This is a genomic window from Pseudomonas reactans (assembly GCF_013385825.1).
Classification (GTDB): Bacteria; Pseudomonadota; Gammaproteobacteria; order Pseudomonadales; family Pseudomonadaceae; genus Aquipseudomonas; species Aquipseudomonas reactans.
Window position 1 is genome coordinate 242,571 of record NZ_JACAPG010000003.1, and the last position, 23,097, is coordinate 265,667.

The 23,097-nt window shown below is 60.8% G+C and carries 24 protein-coding genes; 10 read left to right on the forward strand and 14 right to left on the reverse strand.

Annotated elements, in window-relative coordinates; translation table 11 throughout:
* Nucleotides 1-77: 77 nt before the first annotated feature.
* Together leuC and leuD are read left to right on the forward strand one after the other, a co-directional pair.
* Nucleotides 78-1,496: a 3-isopropylmalate dehydratase large subunit gene (leuC, locus tag HX868_RS04310; protein ID WP_177002022.1), complete on the forward strand. Its 1,419-nt coding sequence runs from the start codon at nt 78-80 to the stop codon at nt 1,494-1,496.
* Nucleotides 1,493-2,107 (forward strand): 3-isopropylmalate dehydratase small subunit, encoded by a 615-nt coding sequence (leuD, locus tag HX868_RS04315; protein WP_177002023.1) that lies wholly within the window; start codon nt 1,493-1,495, stop codon nt 2,105-2,107. Before leuC ends, leuD begins: the two co-directional genes overlap by 4 nt.
* Before the next feature lie 129 nt (nt 2,108-2,236).
* On the opposite strand, the gene HX868_RS04320 is transcribed toward leuD, so the two are convergent.
* From HX868_RS04320 to HX868_RS04335, 4 genes are all read right to left on the reverse strand, one after another.
* Nucleotides 2,237-3,151: a LysR substrate-binding domain-containing protein gene (locus tag HX868_RS04320; protein ID WP_218168527.1), complete on the reverse strand. Its 915-nt coding sequence runs from the start codon at nt 3,149-3,151 to the stop codon at nt 2,237-2,239.
* Nucleotides 3,152-3,229: 78 nt separating this feature from the next.
* The gene (locus HX868_RS04325) at nt 3,230-4,534 is read right to left on the reverse strand and encodes a dicarboxylate/amino acid:cation symporter (RefSeq protein ID WP_033900301.1); all 1,305 of its coding nucleotides are present in this window, start codon (nt 4,532-4,534) and stop codon (nt 3,230-3,232) included.
* Between the two features lie 83 nt (nt 4,535-4,617).
* The gene (locus HX868_RS04330) at nt 4,618-5,493 is read right to left on the reverse strand and encodes an alpha/beta fold hydrolase (protein ID WP_177002024.1); all 876 of its coding nucleotides are present in this window, start codon (nt 5,491-5,493) and stop codon (nt 4,618-4,620) included.
* A gap of 198 nt (nt 5,494-5,691) precedes the next feature.
* The gene (locus HX868_RS04335; protein WP_177002025.1) at nt 5,692-6,153 is read right to left on the reverse strand and encodes a VOC family protein; all 462 of its coding nucleotides are present in this window, start codon (nt 6,151-6,153) and stop codon (nt 5,692-5,694) included.
* Between the two features lie 224 nt (nt 6,154-6,377).
* On the opposite strand from HX868_RS04335, the gene HX868_RS04340 reads away from it, so the two are divergent.
* From HX868_RS04340 to HX868_RS04350, 3 genes are read left to right on the forward strand one after another with little or no spacing between them, the layout of a single operon-like run.
* The gene (locus HX868_RS04340; protein WP_177002026.1) at nt 6,378-7,601 is read left to right on the forward strand and encodes an SfnB family sulfur acquisition oxidoreductase; all 1,224 of its coding nucleotides are present in this window, start codon (nt 6,378-6,380) and stop codon (nt 7,599-7,601) included.
* A gap of 3 nt (nt 7,602-7,604) precedes the next feature.
* Nucleotides 7,605-8,270, forward strand: coding sequence for a methionine ABC transporter permease (locus HX868_RS04345; protein ID WP_016980232.1), 666 nt, complete (start codon nt 7,605-7,607; stop codon nt 8,268-8,270).
* A 29-nt stretch (nt 8,271-8,299) separates the two neighbouring features.
* On the forward strand, nt 8,300-9,070 hold the full coding sequence (locus tag HX868_RS04350) for a MetQ/NlpA family ABC transporter substrate-binding protein (RefSeq protein WP_177002027.1): 771 nt from the start codon (nt 8,300-8,302) through the stop codon (nt 9,068-9,070).
* Nucleotides 9,071-9,173: 103 nt separating this feature from the next.
* Here the strand turns inward: HX868_RS04350 and soxR are convergent, their stop codons facing one another.
* Entirely contained in the window at nt 9,174-9,623 is a 450-nt protein-coding gene (gene soxR, locus HX868_RS04355; protein WP_177002028.1) for a redox-sensitive transcriptional activator SoxR, read from the reverse strand.
* A gap of 100 nt (nt 9,624-9,723) precedes the next feature.
* Here soxR and HX868_RS04360 point away from each other — a divergent pair, with 100 nt between their 5' ends.
* Entirely contained in the window at nt 9,724-10,089 is a 366-nt protein-coding gene (locus HX868_RS04360) for an antibiotic biosynthesis monooxygenase (protein ID WP_177002029.1), read from the forward strand.
* Here the strand turns inward: HX868_RS04360 and HX868_RS04365 are convergent.
* The 4 genes from HX868_RS04365 to msuE all read right to left on the reverse strand — a co-directional run bounded on the left by HX868_RS04365 (nt 10,078) and on the right by msuE (nt 14,215).
* The gene (locus tag HX868_RS04365) at nt 10,078-11,181 is read right to left on the reverse strand and encodes a sigma-54 interaction domain-containing protein (protein ID WP_033900291.1); all 1,104 of its coding nucleotides are present in this window, start codon (nt 11,179-11,181) and stop codon (nt 10,078-10,080) included. The two genes, HX868_RS04360 and HX868_RS04365, sit on opposite strands and share 12 nt — an antisense overlap.
* Nucleotides 11,182-11,192: 11 nt before the next feature.
* The gene (locus tag HX868_RS04370) at nt 11,193-12,380 is read right to left on the reverse strand and encodes an acyl-CoA dehydrogenase family protein (RefSeq protein ID WP_177002030.1); all 1,188 of its coding nucleotides are present in this window, start codon (nt 12,378-12,380) and stop codon (nt 11,193-11,195) included.
* Nucleotides 12,381-12,499: 119 nt separating this feature from the next.
* Nucleotides 12,500-13,642 (reverse strand): FMNH2-dependent alkanesulfonate monooxygenase, encoded by a 1,143-nt coding sequence (gene ssuD / locus HX868_RS04375; protein ID WP_177002031.1) that lies wholly within the window; start codon nt 13,640-13,642, stop codon nt 12,500-12,502.
* 9 nt (nt 13,643-13,651) lie between these two features.
* Nucleotides 13,652-14,215 carry an FMN reductase gene (gene msuE / locus HX868_RS04380; protein ID WP_177002032.1) on the reverse strand — a complete coding sequence of 188 codons (564 nt, stop codon included), beginning with the start codon at nt 14,213-14,215 and terminating at the stop codon, nt 13,652-13,654.
* 387 nt (nt 14,216-14,602) lie between these two features.
* Here msuE and HX868_RS04385 point away from each other — a divergent pair, with 387 nt between their 5' ends.
* The 3 genes from HX868_RS04385 (at nt 14,603) to HX868_RS04395 (ending at nt 18,112) form a co-directional block, all read left to right on the forward strand.
* Nucleotides 14,603-14,872, forward strand: a complete 270-nt coding sequence (locus HX868_RS04385) for a hypothetical protein (RefSeq protein ID WP_028615811.1) — start codon at nt 14,603-14,605, stop codon at nt 14,870-14,872.
* Between the two features lie 233 nt (nt 14,873-15,105).
* Entirely contained in the window at nt 15,106-16,266 is a 1,161-nt protein-coding gene (locus tag HX868_RS04390) for a cysteine desulfurase family protein (RefSeq protein ID WP_177002033.1), read from the forward strand.
* 37 nt (nt 16,267-16,303) lie between these two features.
* On the forward strand, nt 16,304-18,112 hold the full coding sequence (locus tag HX868_RS04395) for an aminopeptidase P family protein (RefSeq protein WP_177002034.1): 1,809 nt from the start codon (nt 16,304-16,306) through the stop codon (nt 18,110-18,112).
* On the opposite strand, the gene HX868_RS04400 is transcribed toward HX868_RS04395, so the two are convergent.
* On the reverse strand, nt 18,105-19,013 hold the full coding sequence (locus HX868_RS04400) for a LysR substrate-binding domain-containing protein (protein ID WP_177002035.1): 909 nt from the start codon (nt 19,011-19,013) through the stop codon (nt 18,105-18,107). The two genes, HX868_RS04395 and HX868_RS04400, sit on opposite strands and share 8 nt — an antisense overlap.
* 115 nt (nt 19,014-19,128) lie before the next feature.
* Between HX868_RS04400 and HX868_RS04405 the strand changes: the two genes are divergently transcribed.
* Nucleotides 19,129-20,115 (forward strand): zinc-dependent alcohol dehydrogenase family protein, encoded by a 987-nt coding sequence (locus HX868_RS04405; RefSeq protein ID WP_177002036.1) that lies wholly within the window; start codon nt 19,129-19,131, stop codon nt 20,113-20,115.
* Here HX868_RS04405 and HX868_RS04410 read toward each other — a convergent pair.
* The 4 genes from HX868_RS04410 to rhtA all read right to left on the reverse strand — a co-directional run bounded on the left by HX868_RS04410 (nt 20,112) and on the right by rhtA (nt 22,915).
* Complete coding sequence (locus HX868_RS04410; RefSeq protein WP_177002037.1) at nt 20,112-20,702, reverse strand: 2-hydroxychromene-2-carboxylate isomerase; 591 nt, start codon at nt 20,700-20,702, stop codon at nt 20,112-20,114. The genes HX868_RS04405 and HX868_RS04410 overlap by 4 nt on opposite strands.
* A gap of 36 nt (nt 20,703-20,738) precedes the next feature.
* Nucleotides 20,739-21,470: an SDR family oxidoreductase gene (locus tag HX868_RS04415; RefSeq protein ID WP_016980215.1), complete on the reverse strand. Its 732-nt coding sequence runs from the start codon at nt 21,468-21,470 to the stop codon at nt 20,739-20,741.
* Between the two features lie 111 nt (nt 21,471-21,581).
* On the reverse strand, nt 21,582-21,863 hold the full coding sequence (locus HX868_RS04420; RefSeq protein ID WP_016980214.1) for a hypothetical protein: 282 nt from the start codon (nt 21,861-21,863) through the stop codon (nt 21,582-21,584).
* Nucleotides 21,864-22,027: 164 nt separating this feature from the next.
* Nucleotides 22,028-22,915, reverse strand: a complete 888-nt coding sequence (gene rhtA, locus HX868_RS04425) for a threonine/homoserine exporter RhtA (protein ID WP_177002038.1) — start codon at nt 22,913-22,915, stop codon at nt 22,028-22,030.
* Between the last annotated feature and the right edge of the window lie 182 nt (nt 22,916-23,097).

Here is a 23,097-nt window from a genome sequence, read left to right on the forward strand (position 1 = left end):
AAGCCTTCACCCAAGCGGCATTGATGGGACCCGGGCGCTGCGTAGGATGGGCGCATACCGTTGAGTGAGCCTAAGAAATGACTGCCAGAACCCTCTACGACAAACACATCGACTCCCACACGGTGTGCCCCCTGGATGACCAGGGCCATGTCCTGCTCTATATAGACCGCCAAGTGATCAACGAATACACCAGCCCCCAGGCCTTCAGCGGCTTGCGCGAGGCCGGGCGCACGGTGTGGCGTGCGGGCACGGCGTTGGCCGTGGTCGACCATGTGAACCCCACCGCGCCCCAGCGTATCGCGGCGATGCCGGATGCAGGCGGCGCGCGCCAAGTGTCGTACCTGGCGGAGAATTGCCGGGACTTCGGTATCGAGCTGCTGGACATCCTCGACAAGCGCCAAGGCATCGAACACGTAATCGCTCCGGAACAGGGTTTTATCCTGCCCGGCATGGTGATTGCCGCCGGTGACAGCCACACCACCACCTACGGCGCCCTCGGGGCCTTTGGTTTTGGCATCGGCACCTCGGAAATCGAACACCTGCTGGCGTCCCAGACGTTGTTCTACAAACGTCTGAAAACTATGCGGGTGACCGTAGACGGTGACCTGGCGCCGGGTTTGACCTCAAAAGACGTGATCATGGCGCTGATCGGCAAGATCGGCGCGTCCGGCGCAACGGGCTATGCCATCGAATTTCGCGGCTCCACCATCGACGCGCTGAGCGTCGAGGCGCGCATGACCATCTGCAACATGGCGGTGGAAGCGGGCGCTCGTGGCGCCTTCATGGCGCCGGACGAGAAAGTGTTCGCCTACCTCAAGGGCAAACCACGCGCACCGCAAGGCGAGCTGTGGGAAAAAGCACTGTTGGAGTGGCGAAAACTCCACACCGATGACGACGCGGTGTTCGACCGGGAGGTGCAACTCGACGCCACCACCCTGGAACCCATGGTCACCTGGGGCACCAGCCCCGACCAGGCCGCGCCCATCGGCGCCCGCGTGCCCGACCCGGAGGACGTCAGCGACCTGATCCTGCGCCAGGACATGCGCCGTGCCCTCAACTACATGGGCCTGGAAGCCGGCATGCCGCTGAGCGAAATTGTCATCAGCCACGCTTTCATCGGCTCTTGCACCAACGCCCGTATCGAAGACCTGCGCGACGCCGCCAGCGTGGTGCGCGGCAAACACGTGGCCGACCACGTCCGCGCGATGATTGTGCCCGGCTCCACCGAAGTCCGTGACCAGGCCGTGGCCGAAGGGCTGGCGGCGATTTTCATCGACGCTGGCTTTGAATGGCGCCAGTCGGGCTGCTCGATGTGCCTGGCCATGAACGACGACGTGCTGGCTCCTGGCGACCGCTGCGCCTCCAGCACCAACCGCAACTTCGAAGGCCGCCAGGGCGCGGGCGCCCGCACGCACCTGATGAGCCCGGCGATGGTCGCCGCCGCTGCCATAACCGGCCGCCTCACTGATATCCGCCACTTTGGAGCGCGCCCATGAGCCTGCAACCCTTCACCCTGGTCACCGGCAAGGCCGCGCCGATGCTGGCGGCCAACATCGACACCGACGTGATCATGCCCAAGCAATTCCTCAAGGGCATCGACCGCAGCGGCCTGGACCGTGGGTTGTTCTTCGACCTGCGCTTCTTGCCGTCCGGCGAGCCCAACCCCGACTTCGTGCTGAACCAGCCGGCCTGGCAGGGCGCGAGCTTCATGGTGGTAGGGCCGAATTTCGGCTGTGGTTCCAGCCGTGAGCATGCAGTGTGGGGCTTGAAGCAAATGGGCATCCGCGCGTTGATCGGTAGCAGCTTTGCCGGGATTTTCTATGACAACTGCCAGCGCAACGGGGTGTTGTTGATCACCCTGGACGAGGCGGTGCTGCAGACGTTGGGCAAGACCGTCAGCCAGGCAGACCAGGCGCAGATCAGTGTCAACCTTGAAGCCCAGCAGATTCGCCTGGCGAACGGCGAGGTGATCGCGTTCCAGATTGATACGTTGCGCAAGACGGCGCTGCTGCTTGGCCTGGACGCCATCGGCAGTACCTTGCAGCGCAGTGACGAGATCAAGGCCTTCGAACGCCGCCACCTGCAAGCCAACCCCTGGCTCAACTGACAGCATGCCCTGTAGGAGCCGGCTTGCCGGCGATAGCGGTGTATCAGTGAAGGATGAACAAGCTGACCCAACGCTATCGCCGGCAAGCCGGCTCCTACAGGGGATTCGGTTCCAGGTCTCGGGCGAGGCTTAAATCGACAACCCTTTGAAATGCTCCTGCAAAAACTCCACGCAGGCGCGCAGCTTGCCGGAATACGCCAACCGTGTCGGGTACACCGCCCACACGTTGGCGCTCTGGGTATACCCGTGCAGCACCTGCACCAGCTTGCCTTGTTCCAATAGCGGTTTCACATCCCACATCGAGCGCAGCAGCACCCCGCGCCCATCCAACGCCCACTGCAACACAATCTCGCCATTATTTGACGACAACGGCCCGCGCACGCGCACGCTTTCCTGGGCGCCGTCGTGTTCCAGGTTCCAGATGCCAAACGCGTTATCGCGCTCCTTGAGCACCAGGCAGTCGTGCTGCTCCAGGTCGCTCAACTGTTGCGGTGTGCCGCGACGTTGCAGATAAGCCGGCGCTGCGCACAGTACGCGGCGGTTGCTCACCAGTCGGCGGCCGATGTGCTGGCCGGGGATATCGTCGCCCACGCGGATCTCCAAATCGAAGCCTTCGCTGACGATATCCACCACGCGGTCGAACAGGTCCAGGCGGATTTCCAGGTCCGGGTACTGTTCCGCCAGCAGCGACAGGGCAGGCGCCACATGGTTGCGGCCGAAGCCGAAGCTGCTGCACAAATGCAGGCGGCCACGCGGGCTGTCATGGGCGTCGGAGAGTTCATCGGAGAGTTGCTGGAAGTCTTCCAGGATACGCACGGCCCAGCGCTGCACCCGCTCGCCGTCTTCAGTCAGGGCGATGCGTCGGCTGGTGCGGTGCAGCAGGCGGGTGGCCAGGGTGGTTTCGAGGATCTGGATGCGCTTGCTGACATACGCCGGCGACAAGCCCAGCTCATCGGCGGCCGCTGCGAAGCCGGCCTTGCGGATCACGGTCAGGAACACCCGCAGGTCTTCGGGTAGGGGCACGGTATCTTTCTTATTTGTCATCAGAAACAGGGCTGGCGGCATGAGCCGCCAGAATAGCACCGGATCGGTGTGCCTTCCGGCACACCAGGCCCGCTTCGGTTACTCGGCAGCGATCTTCGCTTGAGCGGCTGCCCGCGCATGTCGGCCGTGCTTGAGCGCGATAGGCGCCATTTTTTCGCGGTCCAGTTCACCTTCCCAGGCTGCCACCACCAGCGCGGCCACCGCATTGCCGATGATGTTGGTCAGCGAGCGGCATTCAGCCATGAAGCGGTCAACGCCGAGGATCAACACCATCGCCGCCACCGGCACGGTCGGCACCACCGCCAAACTTGCCGCCAATGCGACAAACCCCGCGCCGACCACCGCCCCGGCGCCCTTGGACGTCAGCATGGCCACCGCCAGCAGCGTCAACTGCTGTTCCAGCGGCAAATGGATATTGGTGGCCTGGGCCAGGAACAACACCGCCAGGGTCATATAGATGTTGGTGCCGTCCAGGTTGAAGGTGTAGCCGGTCGGCACCACGATGCCCACCACGCCTTTGGAGGCGCCCAGGCTTTCAAGTTTCTGGATCAATTGCGGCAGCGCCGATTCCGACGAGCTGGTGCCCAGCACGATCAGCAGCTCCGACTTGATGTAACCCATCAACTTGAAAATGCTGAAGCCGGCGTAGCGGGCGATGCTGCCCAGCACCACGGCAATGAAGAAAAACGCGGTGATATAGAAGGTGCCCACCAGTTTCAACAGCGGCAGCAACGAACCCACGCCGTATTTGCCGATGGTGAACGCAATCGCGCCAAACGCCCCGATCGGCGCGACCCGGCTGATAATGCCGACGATGCGGAAAAACACTTCGCTGGCCTGGTTGATCACACCCACCAATGGCCGGCCTTTTTCACCGACCATCACCAGGCCGACGCCAAACAGCACGGAAACGAACAACACCGGCAGGATTTCACCTTTGGAGAACGCGTCGAAAAACGTCGCGGGGATCACATGCAACAGGAACCCGACAATGCCTTCGCCGTGTTCGGCCTGGCCGACAAAACCGGCGATGGCCGAGCTGTCGAGGGTTTTCACGTCAATGTTGAAACCGACGCCTGGATGCAGCAGGTGCGCGGCGAGAATGCCGATCAACAGGGCAATGGTCGAGACGACTTCGAAGTACAGCAGCGCCTTGCCGCCAACGCGGCCCACCTGCTTTACGTCGTGCATGCTGGTGATGCCGGACACCACCGTGCAGAAGATGATCGGGCCGATGATCATCTTGATCAACTTGATGAAACCGTCGCCCAAGGGCTTGAGATCGATGCCGATCTGCGGCCATTGATGGCCGATCAACACGCCTAGCGCGATCGCGATGAGCACCTGGATATACAGGGTTCCCAGCAGTTTTCTGATTGTCATTGTTATTATCTCGCAGTCTTTTTTGGGCAAGCAGACCCCGTCGCAGGCGTTGGCGCGCCTGCGTGGGGGAGTGAATCAGGGGGTCAGCGAAGGAAGGTCAGGACTTCGCCCAGCAACAATTCGGGAGCCTCTTCGGCAATGTAATGGCCGGCCGGCAGGGCCTTGCCGCGCACGTCGGTGGCGACTTTCTGCCATTCCTTGAGCGGCTCGAAACAGCGGCCGACGGTGCCTTCGACGCCCCACATCACCAGTAACGGCAGGTTCAGGTGATGCCCGGCGTCGATATCCGCCTGGTCGTGCTCAAGGTCGATACCGGCGGCAGCCCGGTAGTCTTCGCAGATGCCGGTGGCGGCGCCCGGCAGTTTCAGGCAGCGCAGGTATTCGGCGAAGGCCTCATCGGTAAATGGCTTGAGCCCGGCGCTGCGGCTGCCCATCACGCTGCGCAGGTACAACTCCGGGTTGCTCTCGATCAAGGCTTCCGGCAACGGCGCCGGACGGATCAGGAAGAACCAGTGCCAGTAGGCGCGGGCGAAGGCTTCGTCGGTTTGCGCATACATTGACAGGGTGGGGGCGATGTCCAGCAGCACCATGCGTTGCACGGCGGTCGGGTGGTCCAGGGCCAGGCGATGGGCCACGCGGGCACCACGGTCATGGGCCAGCACCGAGAACTGCTCAAAGCCCAGGGCTTTCATGAGTTCAACGCCGTCCCGGGCCATTTCCCGTTTTGAATAATTCGTGTGGTGGTCATTGGCCGGCGGTTTGCTGCTGTCGCCATAACCGCGCAGGTCGGCCGCCACCACGGTGAAGTGCTCGGCCAATTGCTCGGCGATTTTGTGCCAGATGACGTGGGTTTGCGGGTGCCCGTGCAGCAGGAGCAGACCGGGACCTGTACCGCCTTTGCGGTAGCTGATGTCCACGCCGTTGACGTGGCAGCTGTCTTTTTGGAATCCGGCGAACATGGAATGACTCCTTGTGATGATTGCCTGCATCCTGGAATCACGCGGCGTTCGGGGCAAGGGCGAAAACGTGGAGGGGTTGTTCATGAAGTGTGATGTAGGAGCGAGCTTGCTCGCGAAGAAGGTCAACGATAACGCCAGCCTCCCGAATGCAGGCGTTGTCATGGCGTTTTTCGCGAGCAAGCTCGCTCCTACAAAAGCTCAGGCTTGCTTGAACATCTCCATTGCGCGCTGACGAATCTGCGCCTCGGTCAGGTCTTCCTTGTGAGTGGCCAGGAACCACACATGGCCGAATGGATCCTTCAGCGTGCCGGAGCGATCGCCGTAGAACTGGTCCTTGGGTTCGGAGATCGGTGTGCCACCGACTGCGATGGCTTGTTTGTATTGCGCGTCGACGTCGTTGACATACACATGCAAACCGACGCTGGTGTGGCCATCACGCGGGCTGCCAAACGCACTTTCATCGCAGGGTGAGCCCAGCATGATCGGCGAGTCACCGATACGCAGCTCGGCGTGGCCGACTCTGCCGTCGGGCATGTCCAGGCGCATGGCTTCGATGGCGCCAAAGGCTTTCTTGTAGAACTCGATGGCTTCGGCAGCTTTTTCGACGCCCAAGTAGGGCGTGACACTGTGGAAGCCCTCGGGGATAGGTTTAACGCTCATTTCGTTCTCCTTGAGTTGTGGTTGTGGAGGCACGGCCTTTTCACTATAGGCCACGTATGGCGGGGCCTGCGGGCAACCGACGAGGTGTCTGTCAGGCAACAGTGAACAGGCAGTTTGCTGCGCCATAAGCGGACCTGGGCGGGTTTTTATGGCCAAACCAGCGGTTTCGGCCCCGGCACAGAAGCTGCAATACCTCTGGCAAACCATTCGCCCGAGAGCGTTGTATGTCTGTACTGCCTGTATCTGCCGATTACCCGATCCACACGCCCCATGCCGCATTGATCCGCGATGCCGCCGAGGCGATTGCCGTCGCTCACCGCGTCGCCACCGTCCTCCTGGAGCAGGACGCCGAGCGCGACCGCACTCGCCAGGTGCCCGCCGAGGTGGTGGACCTGTATTCCAACAGCGGCCTGTGGGGCATCAGCGTGCCGCGCGCGTTTGGTGGGGCGCAGGTGTCTTACGCGGTGCTGGCCCAGGTAATCGCGATTATTTCGGCGGCCGACCCGTCATTGGGGCAGATCCCGCAGAACCACTACTGCCTGCTGGAAGATATCCGCCTGCAAGGTACGCCCGAGCAACAGGCACACTTCTTTGGCCTGGCGTTGCAAGGTCACCGGTTTGCGAATGCGCTGTCGGAAACCGGCGGCAAGCACGTGCAGGACATCCAGGCCACTATTCGCCGCGAAGGCGACGGCTACGTGATCAACGGGCGCAAGGGCTATTGCACCGGTTCGCTCTACGCCCATTGGCTGGCGGTGCTGGCACTGGATGAACAGCAAAACGCCCAGTTGGCCTTTGTGCCGCGTGGCACCGAAGGGCTGGTGGTGGTTGACGATTGGGACAGCATGGGCCAACGCACCACTTCCAGCGGGACGGTACTCGCGCAGGATTTGCGGGTGCCGGCGTTCAATCTGTTTCCCACGCATAAATCCTACGATTCTCCAACGTTGGCCGGACCTTTCGCACAATTGACCACTGCCGCCATCGACGCGGGTATTGCCCGTGCGGCGCTGCGCGACACCGTGCAGTTCGTGCAGCAATTCGCCCGGCCATGGATCGACGCCGGGGTGGAGAAAGCCAGCGAGGATCCACTGACCATCATTCAGGTCGGTGCCCTGGATATTCGCCTGGAAGCCGCCGAAGCCTTGCTCGACCGCGCCGGCTTTGCCCTGGATGCCGCGCGCCCGGCCCCAGATGAAGACAACGTCGCCCACGCGTCTCTGGCCGTCGCGCGAGCAAAAGTGCTGACCACTGAAATCGCCATCGACGCCAGCAACAAACTGTTCGAACTGGGGGGCACCCGTTCCACCTTGAAGAAGCACAACTTCGACCGCCACTGGCGCAACGCGCGGGTCCACACCTTGCACGACCCGGTGCGCTGGAAGTACCACGTGGTGGGCAATTGGTTGCTCAACGGTGCCAAGCCTCCGCGCCATGACTGGTCGTGATCCATGGCCGAACTGTTCAAGAACATCTATTGGGCCGATATCGGCCAGGCCTGCCTGGAAACCCTGAGCATGCTCGCCGCTGCGCTGGGTTTTACCGTGCTGCTGGGGCTGCCCCTGGGCGTGCTGCTGTTTCTCACCGGCAAGCGCCAGTTGCACGAGGCGCTGGTGGTGTATCGGTTGCTTTCGGTGGTGGTCAATGTGCTGCGTTCGCTGCCGTTCATCATCCTGCTGATCGTGTTGATCCCGCTGACTACCTTACTGGTGGGCACCTCCCTCGGCGTGCCGGGCACCATCCCGCCGCTGGTGGTGGGCTGTACGCCGTTCTTTGCGCGGCTGGTGGAAACCGCGCTGCGTGAAGTGGATCGCGGCGTGGTCGAGGCCACCCAATCCATGGGCGCCAGCACCTGGCAGGTCATCCGCCACACCCTGTTGCCGGAGGCCCGGGGCGGGCTGCTGGCGGCAGTGACCGTGACCGCGATTGTGCTGGTGGACTACACCGCCATGGCCGGCGTGATCGGTGGCGGCGGCCTGGGTGACCTGGCGATTCGCTACGGCTACCAGCGTTTTCAGACCGACGTAATGGTGGTCACCGTGGTGTTGCTGTTGGTGCTGGTGCAGGCCCTGCAGATGACCGGTGACCGTTTGGTGGCGCGTTACAGCCGCCGTTGATTCCTATAAAAACTGCTTTCGGAGCCTGTATGAAAAAGTCCCTGGCCATTTTGGCCGCTGTCCTGTCGTTGAATGCCGTTGCCAATGAAAAGCTGGTGGTCGGTGCGACCCCAGTGCCCCATGCGGAAATCCTCGAGTTCGTCAAACCGGTGCTGGCCAAGGAGGGCGTGGACTTGCAGATCAAAGTCTTCACCGACTTCATCCAGCCCAATCAACAACTGTCGCTGAAGAACATCGACGCCAACTATTACCAATACCGCCCGTTCCTCGATGATTACAACAAAACCCGTCACACCGACTTGGTGCCGGTGGTGGGCGTGCATATCGAACCCTTTGGTGCTTATTCGACCAAGATCAAAAACATCGCGGATCTGAAGGACGGCGCCACGGTGTCGATCCCCAACGACCCGGTCAACACGGGCCGCGCCCTGGTGCTGCTGGATGAGGCGGGCCTGATCAAGCTCAAAGACCCGAGCAACACCCTGAGCACGCCGCGCGATATCGCGGAAAACCCCAAGCACTTGAAGATTCGCGAACTGGAAGGCGCCTTGCTGGCCCGTTCGGTGAGCCAGGTGGATTTGGCGTTTGTGTTTGCCAACTACGCCCTGGAAGCGGGGATCGATACCAACAGCGCGTTGATCGTGGAGAAGGGCAAGTCGCTGTACGTCGAGTACCTGGTAGCGCGGCCGGATAACATCAACGACCCCCGTATCCAAAAACTGGCCAAGGCGTTGAATTCCGATGAAGTGCGCCAGTTCATCCTGACCCGTTACAAAGGCCAGATTGCCCCTGGGTTCTAAGAATTAAACACACATTCCTGTAGGAGCCCGGCTTGCCGGCGATAGCGTCCTCATGACCGCCATCGCCGGCAAGCCGGGCTCCTACAATGATTGGGTTTGCAGGTCATGCGGTTGGGGTGGGTTCCAGCAATTGAGCCCCCGGCCCACGCTCACCCAGTTGATCATCCTGATTACGCAACGGGCACGCCTCCATCGACAGGCACCCGCACCCAATACAGCCATTGAGCTTGTCCCGCAACAGCATCAGTTTATTGACGCGCTCATCCAGGTCTTCCCGCCACAGTGCGGACAAACGCTCCCAATCCTGCGCGGTGGGCGTACGGCCATCCGGCAAGGCCTGCAACGCCTGGCCAATCGTTGCCAGTGGTATGCCCAAACGCTGGGCGATCTTGATCACCACCACGCGCCGCAGCACATCCCGTGGATACCGCCGCTGGTTGCCGGCATTGCGATTGCTCTTGATCAACCCCTTGGTTTCATAGAAATGCAGGGCCGTGACCGCCACACCGCTGCGAGCGGCCAGTTGGCCGACCGTGAGTTCCTTGTTGAGCATGAAAAACTCCCAGACAACGCTTGACCTTGACTTAACTAGAGGTTTTACCCTGCGTGGCATCGAATCGCAAGATTCTGCCTACAGAGGAAGGGGAGTGTTCATGCAGGTATCAGAGAAAAGTCGCAGCTTCACTCAATTGATTGAATTTCAGATCGAGCCCCAGCAGCAAGTCGCCCTGGTGGCGGCCTTGACCACCCAAAGCGAACGCCTGGCCCAGGGCCACGGCGGCTTTATCAATGCCAGTGTGCAGGTCAGTGATGACGGACGGCGGGTGCTCAACTACCTGCAATGGCGCTCGCGTGAAGACGGCGAGGCGGCGTTTCAGTGCTTTGAGCATGGCGAGGAAGATTTCTGGACGCTGATCCGCGCCCACCAGGCCACGGCGGTGACCTTTGGTTCGTTCCAGGTGCTGCGCAGTTTCGAGCGCAGCCATGACAACGCGTTGCACTGCCGCCTAAATGGATAAATGCAGCATGCGCTCACCTTGTACGTTTTCACCGGGGCGGCGCTTGTTCACCGCCAGCTCGCCGATCTTGATCAGGCGCGTGCGCGTGACGTTGCGGCTCAAGCCCAGCAGGTTGGCGGTGTGCACCTGGTTGTAATGGCTGAAACGATAAGCGGCGCGTAGCAGGGCATCTTCAACCTTTTCATGCAGGGCGCCGGCCTGTTCTTCGAAGAGCTTCTGGAAGGCGCGCGCGAGCAAGGCTTCGGCGCTGTTGTCGGTGCCGTGCGGGCTGTCGTCCTGACGTTCGATGCGCATATTCGACAGGCGCAGGTCGTCCCGTTCGATCACGCCGTTACGGCAGATCAACAGGGTGTGGTGAATCACGTTCTCCAGCTCGCGGATGTTGCCTGGCCAACTGTAGCTCTTGAGCTTTTGCTCCGCCTCGCGGCTGATGGTGATCGGGCCGTAGCCCAGGCGCTGGCTGTAGGCTTCGATGAAGTGCCGGGTCAGCGGCAGGATATCGCCGGGGCGCTCGCGCAACGGGCTGAGTTCCAGGCTGACCACGTCAAGGCGGTAGTAGAGGTCTTCACGGAAGTGCCCGGCGTTGATGGCTTTTTCCAGTTGCACATTGGTCGCGGCCAATACGCGCACATCAATCGGAATGCTCTTACGCGAACCCAGGCGCACGACTTCACGTTCCTGTAGGACGCGCAACAGCTTCACTTGGATTGCCATCGGCAGATCGCCGATCTCATCGAGGAACAAGGTGCCGCCGTCGGCTTCTTCAAACCAGCCAGCCTTGGCACTGAGGGCGCCGGTAAAGGCGCCTTTTTCATGGCCGAACAGCTCGGCTTCCACCAGGGATTCGGAGAACGCCCCGCAATTCACCGCCACGAAAGGCCGGTTGCGCCGCGCGCTGAGGTTATGGATATGGCGCGCCACCAGCTCTTTACCGGTGCCGGTCTCACCGATGATCAGCACACTTGCTTCGCTCGGCGCCACTTGCTGGATATGGTCGAGCAACGCCTGGGATTTCGGGTCTTCGAAGACCTGGGCCGTGGCGCGGATCGACGTCGCGAGGGCGGGCGAGGGCGGTAGGGTCAACAGCTGCATGGGCACCTCTCTTAGGAATAGAACGTAGGAATCGGCAGGGATTGGTTCAACGCCCAATCCCCCAGTTCGTGGAGTTTGTAGTCCACCGGATCGTGCAGGGTCTGTGTGCGCAGGTTGCGCCAGTGACGGTCCAGACGCAGCGAGGCGTGGGTGGAGCGCGCGCCAGTGACTTCGAACAACCGGCTGCACAGGTCCAGGCCCTGGCGGGTGGCGGCGACTTTGGCGGTTGCGATGGCGATAGCCAATTGGCCGCGCTCGGATTCACTGAGGTTCGGGCCCTTGGCCCAGGCTTGGTCGAGTAGCTCGGCGGAGCGTTCCACCAGCAGGCGAATACCTTCCAGGGCGACCCAGAACTCACCGTAGTGATGCAGCACGTAAGGGTCTTGGCGCACGTCTTCAGCCGAGGACTTATGCCAGGCGCGCGTTTCGGTCAGGGTGTAATTGCGGGCTTCTTCGAAGGCGCCTTCGGCAATCCCGAGAAACATATGCGTGAAGGTCAACTGGGCAATCAGCGGGCGCAGGCAGGCAAAGGGCGTGCTCAGTGGGCCGGGATCGAGCAGCAATTCGGACTCTTCGACGCGTACGCGTTCGAAGCTGGCGCTGCCGCTGTCGGTCTGACGCTGGCCGATATTGTTCCAGTCATTGTGCAAAGTGATGCCGCTGCGCCCGCTGGGGATTGCGGCGATCAGCAGCTTGCCGCCAGCGGTTTCGTCCACCGCCGAGGCGATCAGCATTTCCGAGTCGCTGGCGCCGGAGCAGAAGCTCTTTTTGCCGGAAAACTCGCGCCAGCCGCTGAAATCCTTGACCACCGTGCGGGTGTCCAGCGGGTTGAGGGCGTTGCCCCAAAACCAGTTTTTGCGTGCGGTCTGTTCGAACCAGGGTTGCCATTGGTCCGGGCGCGAAAACAGGCGCACGGTGGCGAGCATCAAGTGGTGAAAACCGAAGACGTGGGCGATGGAACTGTCGACCTTGGCGAATTCGCGCACGATGCCCAGGGTTTCGCTCCAGCGTGCGCCGAGGCCGCCGTATTGGGTGGGGATGCTCAGTGCCAGCAGGCCGCTGTGGCGCAGGGCGTCACGTTCTGCTTTGGGCGTGCCGCCGCGCTCGTCGCGCTCGACGGCGGTGAGGGCGAATTCGGCGGCCAGCAGTTTGGCGGTCTGCAAGGGGGAGGGCAGGACACTGTGGGGTTTGGCTGTCACGGGGTTTCCTCTATTTTCCTTGTAGGAGCTGGCTTGCCAGCGATGCGGGCGACTCGGTTCTGATTGGTATCGAGTTGAAGCTATCGCCGGCAAGCCGGCTCCTACAGAAGAGCAGCGGTTCAGGCCTTTGTCGTTGGCAGTACATCGTTGGCAATCATTTCGCCAAACGGGCCAGTGAGGTTGGTGACGCCACGTCCGGCCAGGCTGGCGTAGGGCTCCGGCAGCAGCGGGAACACCAGCTCGGCGAAGCGATACGCCTCTTCTAGGTGCGGGTAGCCGGAGAAGATGAAACTTTCGATCCCCAAATCCGCGTATTCCTTGATGCGCTGGGCGACTTGTTGCGGGTTGCCCACCAGTGCAGTGCCAGCTCCGCCGCGCACCAGCCCGACGCCGGCCCACAGGTTGGGGGCGATTTCCAGGTTGTCGCGGCGCCCGTCGTGCAGGGCGGCCATGCGCCGCTGACCTTCGGAGTCAAAACGCGAGAAGGATTTTTGCGCGGCGGCGATGGTTTCGTCACTGATGTGTTCGATCAGTTTGTCGGCGGCTTTCCAGGCGTCCTCTTCGGTTTCACGCACGATCACATGCAGGCGAATGCCGAATTTCACGGTGCGCCCGTGACGTGCGGCGCGTTCACGTACGTCCGCGAGTTTTTCTGCGACGGCGGCCGGCGGTTCGCCCCAGGTCAGGTACACATCGACCTGTTCGGCGGCGAGGTCGTGGGCGGCGTCGGAGGATCCGCCAAAGTACAGCGGCGGATAAGGCTTCTGCACCGGTGGGTACAGTGCCTTGGCGTTCTGCACGCGCAAGTGTTTGCCTTCAAAATCTACCGATTCGCCCTGCAATACACGGCGCCAGATCTGTAGGAATTCATCGGAGACTTCGTAACGTTCACTGTGGTCGAGGAAACTGCCGTCGCCACGGTTTTCATCCGGGTCGCCGCCGGTCACCACGTTGATCAGCAAGCGGCCGTTGGACAGGCGATCCAAGGTTGCCGCCATGCGTGCAGAAACAGTCGGCGAGATGATGCCCGGACGAATCGCCACCAGGTAACGCAGGCGTTCGGTCAGCGGCACCAGCGCCGACGCGATGACCCAGGAGTCTTCGCACGAACGCCCGGTGGGAATCAGCACGCCGTAGTAGCCGAGATTGTCAGCGGCCTGAGCGACTTGTTTCAGATAATTGAGGGTGACCGGTCGCGCACCTTGGGTGGTGCCCAGGTAATGCCCGTCGCCATGTGTGGGTAGAAACCAGAAAACATCCATGACCAATCCTTAAGCGATTTTCAGCAGAGAGGGGGAGTGCGCTGCAAACAAAGGCGCAGCGCGTTCTGCCGCCAGTTGAATACGGGCTTTTAATAATTCACTGGTGATTTGGTAGTCGGTGAAGTCCGCTTCGGTGGCGTACACACCAATCGGCAAGGTCAATGCCTGGAAAAAGCTGAACAGCGGCCGCAGTTGGTGATCGAGCACCAGCGCGTGGCGTTCGCTGCCGCCGGTGGCGGCAAGCAGCACCGGCGTGTTGATCAAGGCGTTGAGGCCGATCAGGTCGAACAGGTGCTTGAGCAGGCCAGGGTAGGAGCCGCGATAGACCGGCGCGGCGACGATCAACAGGTCGGCCTGTTCGATGGCCAACAGTTGGGATTCGACGTCTGCCGGCAGTTCGTCACGGGACAGCGCCGCCCCCAGCGGTCGGGCAATGTCGCCCAGTTCGATGAGGGTGGTCTGGATCGGCAGCAAGGTGCCCAGTTCGGCCAGCACCGCTTGGGTCAGCACGAGGGTGCGTGACGGGCGCCAGGTTCCGCCGGAGAGGGCAACGACATTCAGGGGACGGGTCATGAACAGTTCCTTTTTCAACAGTGGAGTGCAACCTGGTGAGCAAGAGCTATACCAACGGGCGCGAGCCTTGATTGGCGTGGGTTGCAGGCTTGCTGCCGAAAAGTGTCACTGTTGTCTGGCTGGTGATTTGTTGATTGGCTGTTGCGCTGGCAACAGTTGCGTGAGCAACAGTGCCGAAGCGATGTAGCGTCAGTTATAGAGGGTCTTATTTATTCCGTAAATGACCGTATTTCCATATTTATAGATCATAAAGAAATATGCGGGTGCCGCTATCGCAGGTGCCGTAACGGTTGATAGCGACTATCAAGGCAGGTGATTTTTCACTGTGCGGGGGCCGGGAGTAGCCTGTGTTCATTGACTCGAAACCTCCTTTGCAGGGCCGCCGCCATGAACCGATTCCTCGCTGTTTCCTTATTGATTGTCAGCTCAGTCCTCGCCGGATGTGCGACCCATCCTTCGCCAGAATTGCGCCCCTACACGGCTGAAGAAACCAAACAGTTGGCCCTGGAAGCATTGAGCCGTCGTGGTTTGTCGTTTGATGAATACCAACAGCAGCGCGCCGCACTGACCGGCCAGCCACAAAAGCCTTTCGGCTTTGATCGCCAAGGCGAAATGAACGCCGAACGCAGCGTGACCCTGCATGGTCGTCCCAGTTGATCCCGCGCCTGACGGCAAAAAGCCCGAGGATTCCCCTAAGGAACCTCGGGCTTTTTGTTTGCCATGGTGCGACTTCAGCCTGTTAAGCTGAATTTCAGGAGCGTTCCTACGCACATTTACATAAAGTGGTCCTTCTTTAATGGCATTCGATCGGTTAAACCTGACGACCTCTGTCCCGGTCCGTGCCCCTGAGACGCTGCTCTCGGGAACCTGCTCTGCGAGTTTTTAACGTCATGAATAAACGTCCGCTGTATTTCGACTACGCCGCCACCACCCCGGTGGATGAGCGGGTCATCCAGGTAATGGTCGAGTGTCTGGGCTTCAATGCCAATTTCGGTAATCCCGCGTCCAGTTCCCATGCGTTCGGCCAGGCGGCCAGGCATACGGTCGAGCAGGCGCGTCGCCAAGTGGCCGAATTGGTCGGTGCCAACCCCGAGCAAATCGTCTGGACCTCCGGCGCCACCGAATCCAACAACCTTGCAATCAAGGGCGTGGCCCAGGCACGAGGCGTGGCGGGTGGGCATATCATCACCAGCCAGATCGAACACAAGGCCACGTTGGATACCGTCCGGCAACTGCAGGAAGCCGGCGTGGCCGTGACCTACCTGGTGCCGGATGCGGATGGACTGATCAGTGCCGAGGCGGTCAGCGAAGCCTTGCGTGAAGACACGTTCCTGGTCTCGCTGATGCTGGTGAACAACGAACTGGGCACCCTCAACGATATCCCCGCCATCGGCGCGCGAGTGCGTGAACACGGCGCGTTGTTGCATGTGGATGCGGCGCAGGGCGCGGGCAAGGTGGCAATCGATCTAGCGCAGTGGCCAGTGGACCTGATGTCGTTTTCGGCCCACAAGTTGTATGGCCCCAAAGGGATCGGCGCGTTGTACGTCGGCCCACGGGCGCAGCAGAAGGTGTTGGCGCAGATTCACGGCGGTGGTCACGAAGGCGGCCTGCGCTCAGGCACCTTGGCGACCCATCAGATTGCCGGCATGGGCACCGCGTTTGCCCTGGCGGCGGCGTCTTTTACTGAAGAAAAGGCGGTGATCGTCGCCTTGCGTCAGCGCTTGCTGGACCAGTTGGAATCGGTGGCCGGCGTGCGCCTCAATGGCAGCGCGACACAACGTATTCCACACACCCTGAGCCTCACGTTTGGCGAAGGCGAATTCAACGCCGCTGCGTTAAGTGCGGGGATCGCGTTTTCCGCGACCTCGGCCTGCAATTCGGCGAGCAATGCGCCGTCCCACGTGCTCCTGGCGTTGGGCCATGATGCACGCAGCGCCGGCCGTACCATTCGCTTGAGCCTCGGCCGGTTTACCACCGAGCAGGATATCGACCAGGCAGTGCAATTGATCAAGGCAGCCCTGGCCAGCGCACCGGCGTTCTGGGCGGTCTGATTCACATAATAATTATTCGTGGTTAGCAGGAGACACAATGAGTACGCAGCCTTTGACCCATGGAACGGTTCCCCAGCGCCTGGCGCACACCCGTGAACTGATGAACCGCGAGGGCATTCACGCCCTGCTGGTGCCGTCGGCCGACCCGCACTTGTCCGAGTACCTGCCGGGTTACTGGCAGGGGCGGCAATGGTTGTCGGGGTTTCATGGTTCGGTGGGGACGCTGATTGTCACTGCAGATTTCGCCGGTGTGTGGGCCGATAGCCGTTACTGGGAACAAGCGACCAAGGAACTCAAGGGCAGCGGCATCGAATTGGTGAAGCTGCAGCCGGGCCAACCCGGACCGCTGGAGTGGCTGGCCGAGCAGACGCCGGAAGGTGGCGTCGTCGCGGTGGATGGTGCAGTGATGGCCGTGGCCTCGGCGCGTACCTTGGGCGGCAAGTTGGCAGAGCGTGGTGCGCAACTGCGTACTGATATCGACCTGTTGGATGAAGTCTGGAAAGACCGTCCGACACTGCCGAACCAGCCGATCTATCAACACCTCCCGCCTCAGGCCACCGTCAGCCGTGGTGAGAAACTCGCCTCGCTGCGTGCGGCCCTGAAAGAGAAGGGCGCCGACTGGCACTTCATCGCGACCCTGGACGACATCGCCTGGCTGTTCAACCTGCGTGGCGGTGATGTTTCGTTCAACCCGGTGTTTGTGTCCTTTGCGCTGATCAATCAAGAGCAGGCCACGTTGTTCGTGGCGCTGAGCAAAGTCGATGCCGCGTTGCGGGCGGTGCTGGAACAGGATGGCGTGACGCTGCGCGACTACAGCGAAGTGGCGGATGCCTTGCGTAGGGTGCCGACGGGCGCCAGTGTGCAGGTCGACCCGGCTCGCGTTACCGCTGGCTTGCTGGAAAACCTCGATGCCGGCGTCAAGCTGATCGAAGGCCTCAACCCAACGACACTTGCCAAGTCGCGCAAGAGCCTGGCCGACGCGGAGCACATCCGCCAAGCCATGGAGCAGGATGGCGCGGCGTTGTGCGAATTCTTCGCCTGGCTGGACAGTGCGCTGGGTCGCGAACGTATCACCGAACTGACCATCGACGAACACCTGACCGCTGCGCGCACCCGTCGCCCCGGTTATGTGTCGCTGAGTTTCAACACCATCGCCGCCTACAACGCCAACGGTGCGATGCCGCATTACCACGCCACTGAAGAAGAGCACGCGCTGATTGAAGGTGATGGCCTGCTGCTGATCGATTCGGGCGGCCAGTACCTCGGCGGCACCACGGATATCACGCGGATGGTGCCAATCGGTACGCCGAGTGAGGAACAGAAGCGCGACTGCACCCGCGTGCTCAAGGGCGTGATTGCTTTGTCCCGTGCGCATTTCCCGAAAGGCATCCTGTCACCGCTGCTGGACGCCATTGCTCGCGCGCCGATCTGGGCTGAGGGCGTGGACTACGGCCACGGTACCGGGCACGGCGTAGGCTATTTCCTCAATGTGCATGAAGGCCCGCAAGTGATTGCCTATCAAGCGGCCACTGCGCCGCAAACGGCGATGCAGCCGGGGATGATCACCTCCATCGAACCGGGCACTTACCGTCCGGGACGCTGGGGCGTGCGTATTGAGAACCTGGTGCTGAACCGTGAAGCCGGCAAGACTGAGTTCGGCGAGTTCCTCAAGTTTGAAACCTTGACCCTGTGCCCGATCGACACGCGCTGCCTGGAGCCATCGCTGCTCACGGTAGACGAGCGTGAGTGGTTCAACGCTTACCATGCCGAGGTGCGTGAGCGTCTGAGCCCGTTGCTCGACGGTGCCGCACTTGAATGGTTGCAGGTGCGCACTGCGGCTATTTGATTGCCTGCAATTCGGGCGCCTGGGCCAAGGCGTCGGCCATATAGTCTACGAATGCCTTGACCCGGGCCGACTGGCGGCGATTGGGTGCTGACACCGCATGGATCGGCAGTGGATGCGGGGTGTAGTCCTGCAATAACGCAATCACGCGGCCGGCTTTCAAATCGTCGTGGAACAACCACAGGGGCGACAGCGCAATGCCAAGCCCTGTCAACACCATCTCCCGCACCGCTTCGGAGTTGTTGCTCTGGGCGTTGCCGGTGATGCGCACGCTGTGTCGCGCGCCATTCTTTTCATAAACCCACTGGTTCTGGCTGCTGAGCAGGTTGAACAGCAGGCAGTTGTGCTGGCTGAGATCCTGCGGGGTTTTCGGTGTGGGATGTTTGGCCAGGTAGGCCGGGCTGGCCAGGGTGACTCGGTGGGTGGTGCCGATCTGCCTGGCGATCAAGCCGCTGTCGCGCAGTTCACCGATTCGCAGGGTTACATCCAAGCCTTCGCTGACCATGTCTTGCAGGTGATCGTTGAGTTGCAGGTCTACTTGTACGTCAGGGTATTTCTGCAGGAAATCGCTCAAGCGTGCAGCAATCTGCAGGCGCCCGAAACTAACCGACGAACCCACGCGCAAGGGGCCGGCGATCCCCTCTTTTCCGGTCTGGAAACTGTGTTCGGCGGCGTCCACGGCGGCGAGGATTTCACGACAATGGCTGTAGTACCGCTGACCTTCGTCGGTCAGGGACAGTTGGCGTGTACTGCGGGCAATCAGCTTGCCACCCAGTTCGGTTTCCAAGGCGCGCAGGACTTTGCTGATGGTGGGTTGGGTTGTTTGCATTTCCCGGGCGACGGCGGAAAAGCTGCCGCGTTCGATCACTCGAACGAAAATCGCCATTGCGTTGAGTTTGTCCACGGGTTTTCCCATTCATTCTTATCGAGCATAAGCACTATAGTCGTTTGGTGTCTTATCGGCATGAGTCGGCTGGCGGATCATTGACTTCATTCTTCGATGACGCGAGACCGCCAACATGACTGATATGCACGCTTTGATAGTGGATGCCGTGGATGCGCCGTTCCGGCTGACGACAATTCCCAAACCGGTAGCAGGCGTTGGCCAAGTCCTGGTCCGAATCAGCGCCAGTGGTCTTAACCCTTTGGACGGGAAAATCCGCGCAGGCCAGGCTGTCCACGCCCGGCAGCCATTACCGGCTGTGCTCGGCATGGACCTGGCAGGCACCGTAGAAGCAGTAGGCCCTGAGGTTGGTGGTTGGCAAGTAGGCGATGACGTTTATGGGTTGGCGACCGGAATCGGTGGTGCACAGGGCTCGTTGGCCGAGTATGCAGCCGTCGATGCCCGTTTGCTGGCGAAAAAACCCGAGGTCTTGAGCATGCGTGAAGCGGCGGTGTTGCCGCTGGTGCTGATCACCGCGTGGGAAGGTCTGGTGGACCGAGCACGTGTAGGCTCCGGGCACAAAGTGCTGATCCAAGGCGGCGCGGGCGGTGTAGGGCATGTCGCAGTGCAATTGGCGATTGCCCACGGAGCGCAGGTGTATGCCACGGGATCCGCCAAATATCGCTCATTAATCGAGGGGCTGGGTGCGACGTTTATCGACTATCAGCAGCAGACGGTCGAAGAGTACGTCGCGCAGCACACCGTGGGCGAAGGCTTCGACATTGTGTATGACACTGTCGGCGGCGAAACGCTGGATGCATCCTTTCGAGCCGCCAAGACCTACCACGGTCATGTCGTGAGTTGCCTGGGATGGGGGCAACACAGCCTGGCCCCACTGTCGTTTCTTGGGGCGACCTACTCGGGTGTGTTCACCTTGCTGCCGTTACTGACCGGTAAGGGGCGTGAGCATCACGGGCAGATTCTTGCCGAGGCAGCGCGCTTGATCGATGCCGGTAAGCTCAAGCCGATCCTGGATGGGCGTGCATTCAATTTGCACAGTGCGAACGCCGCCTACGATGTGCTCGCAAGCGGCGCGCAAGGGCGCTTGGCGATTGAGATTTAAGTCAGGGCTTCACGCACAAAATCCAGACGGTCCTGACCGAAGAACAGCTGGTTGCCTACAAATAGGCTGGGCGCACCGAACACACCACGTTGAACGGCCTGTTCGGTGTTGTCCTTGAGGGCTGCCTTTACCGCTTCGTCGTTGGTCAAGGCCAGAACCTCTTCGGGATTAAAACCGTGTTCGGTAAGCACTGCAGCAACAACGGCAGGGTCTCCCAAGTGACGGCCATCCACCCAGAGGGCGCGGAACAGGCAATCCACAAAGTCATCGAAGCGCTCGGGGTGGCGCAATTGAATGCCGGTGACCGCTCGCATCAACAGCAGGGTGTTGATGGGAAAGTGCGGGTTGAACTTGAGCGGTACGTTGTAGCGGCGAGCATAGCGCGCCAGGTCATCAAACATGTAGCGACCTTTGGCGGGCACGGTGATGGGAGAGGCGTTGCCCGTGGCCTTGAACACGCCGCCCAATAACATGGGTTTATAAATCAGCTGCGTACCGGTTGAAGCGCATAGTGCGGGGAGCTGGGTGTAGGCCAGGTAGGTAGCGGGGCTGCCGAGGTCAAAGAAGAATTCCAGGGTTTTACTCATGGTCGATGCTCGCTGCTTATTATTGTGGGGGCGTGCTTACCAGGGTTCACTCCAGGGGCGCAGGTCGAGTTCAAACGTCCAGGCGTCGCGTGGCTGGCTGTGCAGGTACCAATAGTTATCGGCGATATGCTCGGGGTTGAGGATGCCGTCCTGGTCCTTGAGCGCGTATTTCTGCGGGAAATTGTCGCGAATGAAGTCGGTGTCGATGGCGCCGTCGACCACCACATGGGCGACGTGGATGTTTCTGGGCCCGAGTTCCCTGGCCATGCTTTGCGCGAGCGCCCGGATACCGTGTTTGGCGCCGGCGAAGGCGGCAAACCCTGCCGCGCCGCGCAATCCTGCCGTGGCACCCGTGAACAAAATGGTGCCTCGATTGCGCGTGACCATGCGTTTGGCCACTTCGCGGGCATTCAGGAAGCCGGAGAAGCAAGCCATCTCCCAGATCTTGAAATATTTGCGCGCGGTTTCTTCCAGGATGCTGCACGGCACGTTGGCGCCGATGTTGAACACGAAGGCTTCAATCGGACCCAGCTCGGTTTCGATCTGTTCGATCAGCGCAATGACGTCTTCTTCTTTACGTGCATCGCAGGCAAAGCCATGAGCTTCACCGCCTGTCGCGTGGATGCTGTCTACCAGCGGCTGCAATTTATCGGCGCTGCGGCGGGTGACACACGCCACGTAGCCTTCGCGGGCAAAGCGTTTGGCAATGGCGCCACCCGTTGCGTCTCCGGCGCCCACTACCAATACGATTTTCTTGTTGTGCGTCATGGGAGCTCCCTTGGCTCGATGGTCGAGCAGGAGTGTAGACGCAGCGCCGCGAAGGGCTGGATGTGTAGCTGGAATTTAATGAGAGCAGTCAGGGGGTGACTGCTCAAGCGACTACTTGCAGATGACGATCATGCTGCGGCTGGTGTAGCCGGCAGGGTTGAGGCCGAAGGGGTAGTCCCCAGGCTCTTCGGAATTGTCACCGGACTTTGCGATAACCCGATAGCCCTTGGCGCCGCAAGAGTTGGTTGCACTGGTGTAGCACTGGTCCCAGGAAGAAGACAGGCCGGAACAGTTGATATGCAGCCCTTTTTTGCCACGTTTTACTTCTGTCTTGGTGGTCGCGGCACAACCGGCAATCGCCATGACCATTAACAGTATCAAAATTCGCTTCATTCCTATCCTTAATAGCCGCCCTGTCATGCTGCAGGCTGGCTCTACTCGCTCTCGGGTGTAGCGTTAGCGCTGTCCTTGTCGAAATTCTCCATGAATGACATTCGTTTACGGCTTAAACATGGCCTAAATGAGCGCCAAATGCCAGAGCTACATTCAAACAGCCTTCAATCCGCTGGAACCAGCGGCTTTGACTCACTGCGCATCGTCACGGTAGCGCCTACGGAAGCCAGGATGATGCAGGTGATTGCCAGCCACTGTGCGAGTGACAGGTGTTCGTGCAGGAACAGCAGGCCGGAGAGGGCGCCGAACGCCGGTTCGATGCTCATGAGCGTGCCGAAGGTGCGGGCAGGGAGGCGCGTCAGTGCGACCATTTCCAGGGTGTAGGGCAGGGCGGTGGACAGAATGGCGACACCGATGGCGACCGGGATCAGGGCGGGCGTCAGCAAGGCGCTGCCTGCGTGGACGATGCCGATAGGGGCAACAAACAAGGCAGCGATCATTACGCCGAGGGCGGCGGTCTGTACCCCGTTGTCATTACCGGCTTTCTGACCATACAGAATGTAGAGCGCCCAGCAGACACCGGCGCCCAGAGCGTAGCCCGCTCCCAGCAGGTCGATGCCGCTGCTCGCTTCACCCATGGGGATTAGCAAGAGCAGGCCAATGATCGCCAGGGCAATCCACAGGAAGTCGACCGCGCGCCGAGAGGCATAGATCGCGACGACAAGAGGGCCGGTGAATTCCAGGGCGACCGCAATCCCCAGAGGCACGCTACGCAAGGACATATAGAAGAGGAAGTTCATGCCGCCCAATGCCATTCCGTAGACGATCACCGTCCGCAGGGACTTTGCCGTCAACTTGGCGCGCCATGGACGTAATAGAAGCAGCATGATCACGCTGGCGAAAATCAGGCGCAGTGCCGTGGTGCCTTGTGCGCCGACGATAGGGAACATGCTCTTGGCGAGTGAGGCGCCGGACTGGATTGAGGCCATGGCGATCAGCAGCAGGCCGACAGGGAACAATGTCGAGGCCAGGCTGCGGGGGGAGGTGGTCATTTGGGAGTGTTCGTCCGAAGTCATATTAAGAGAAACGTCGGCGCTATGATGCTTAACTGTTTGAGGTTGGGCAATATATTGCTCAATTATCCTTGTCGGGAGGCTAAAAAAGGCGGATTTAGCAGTTTTCAGCCCCATTGATAGAAAAAACAAATTAAGTGTTGACGGCAGATTCCAGAAGT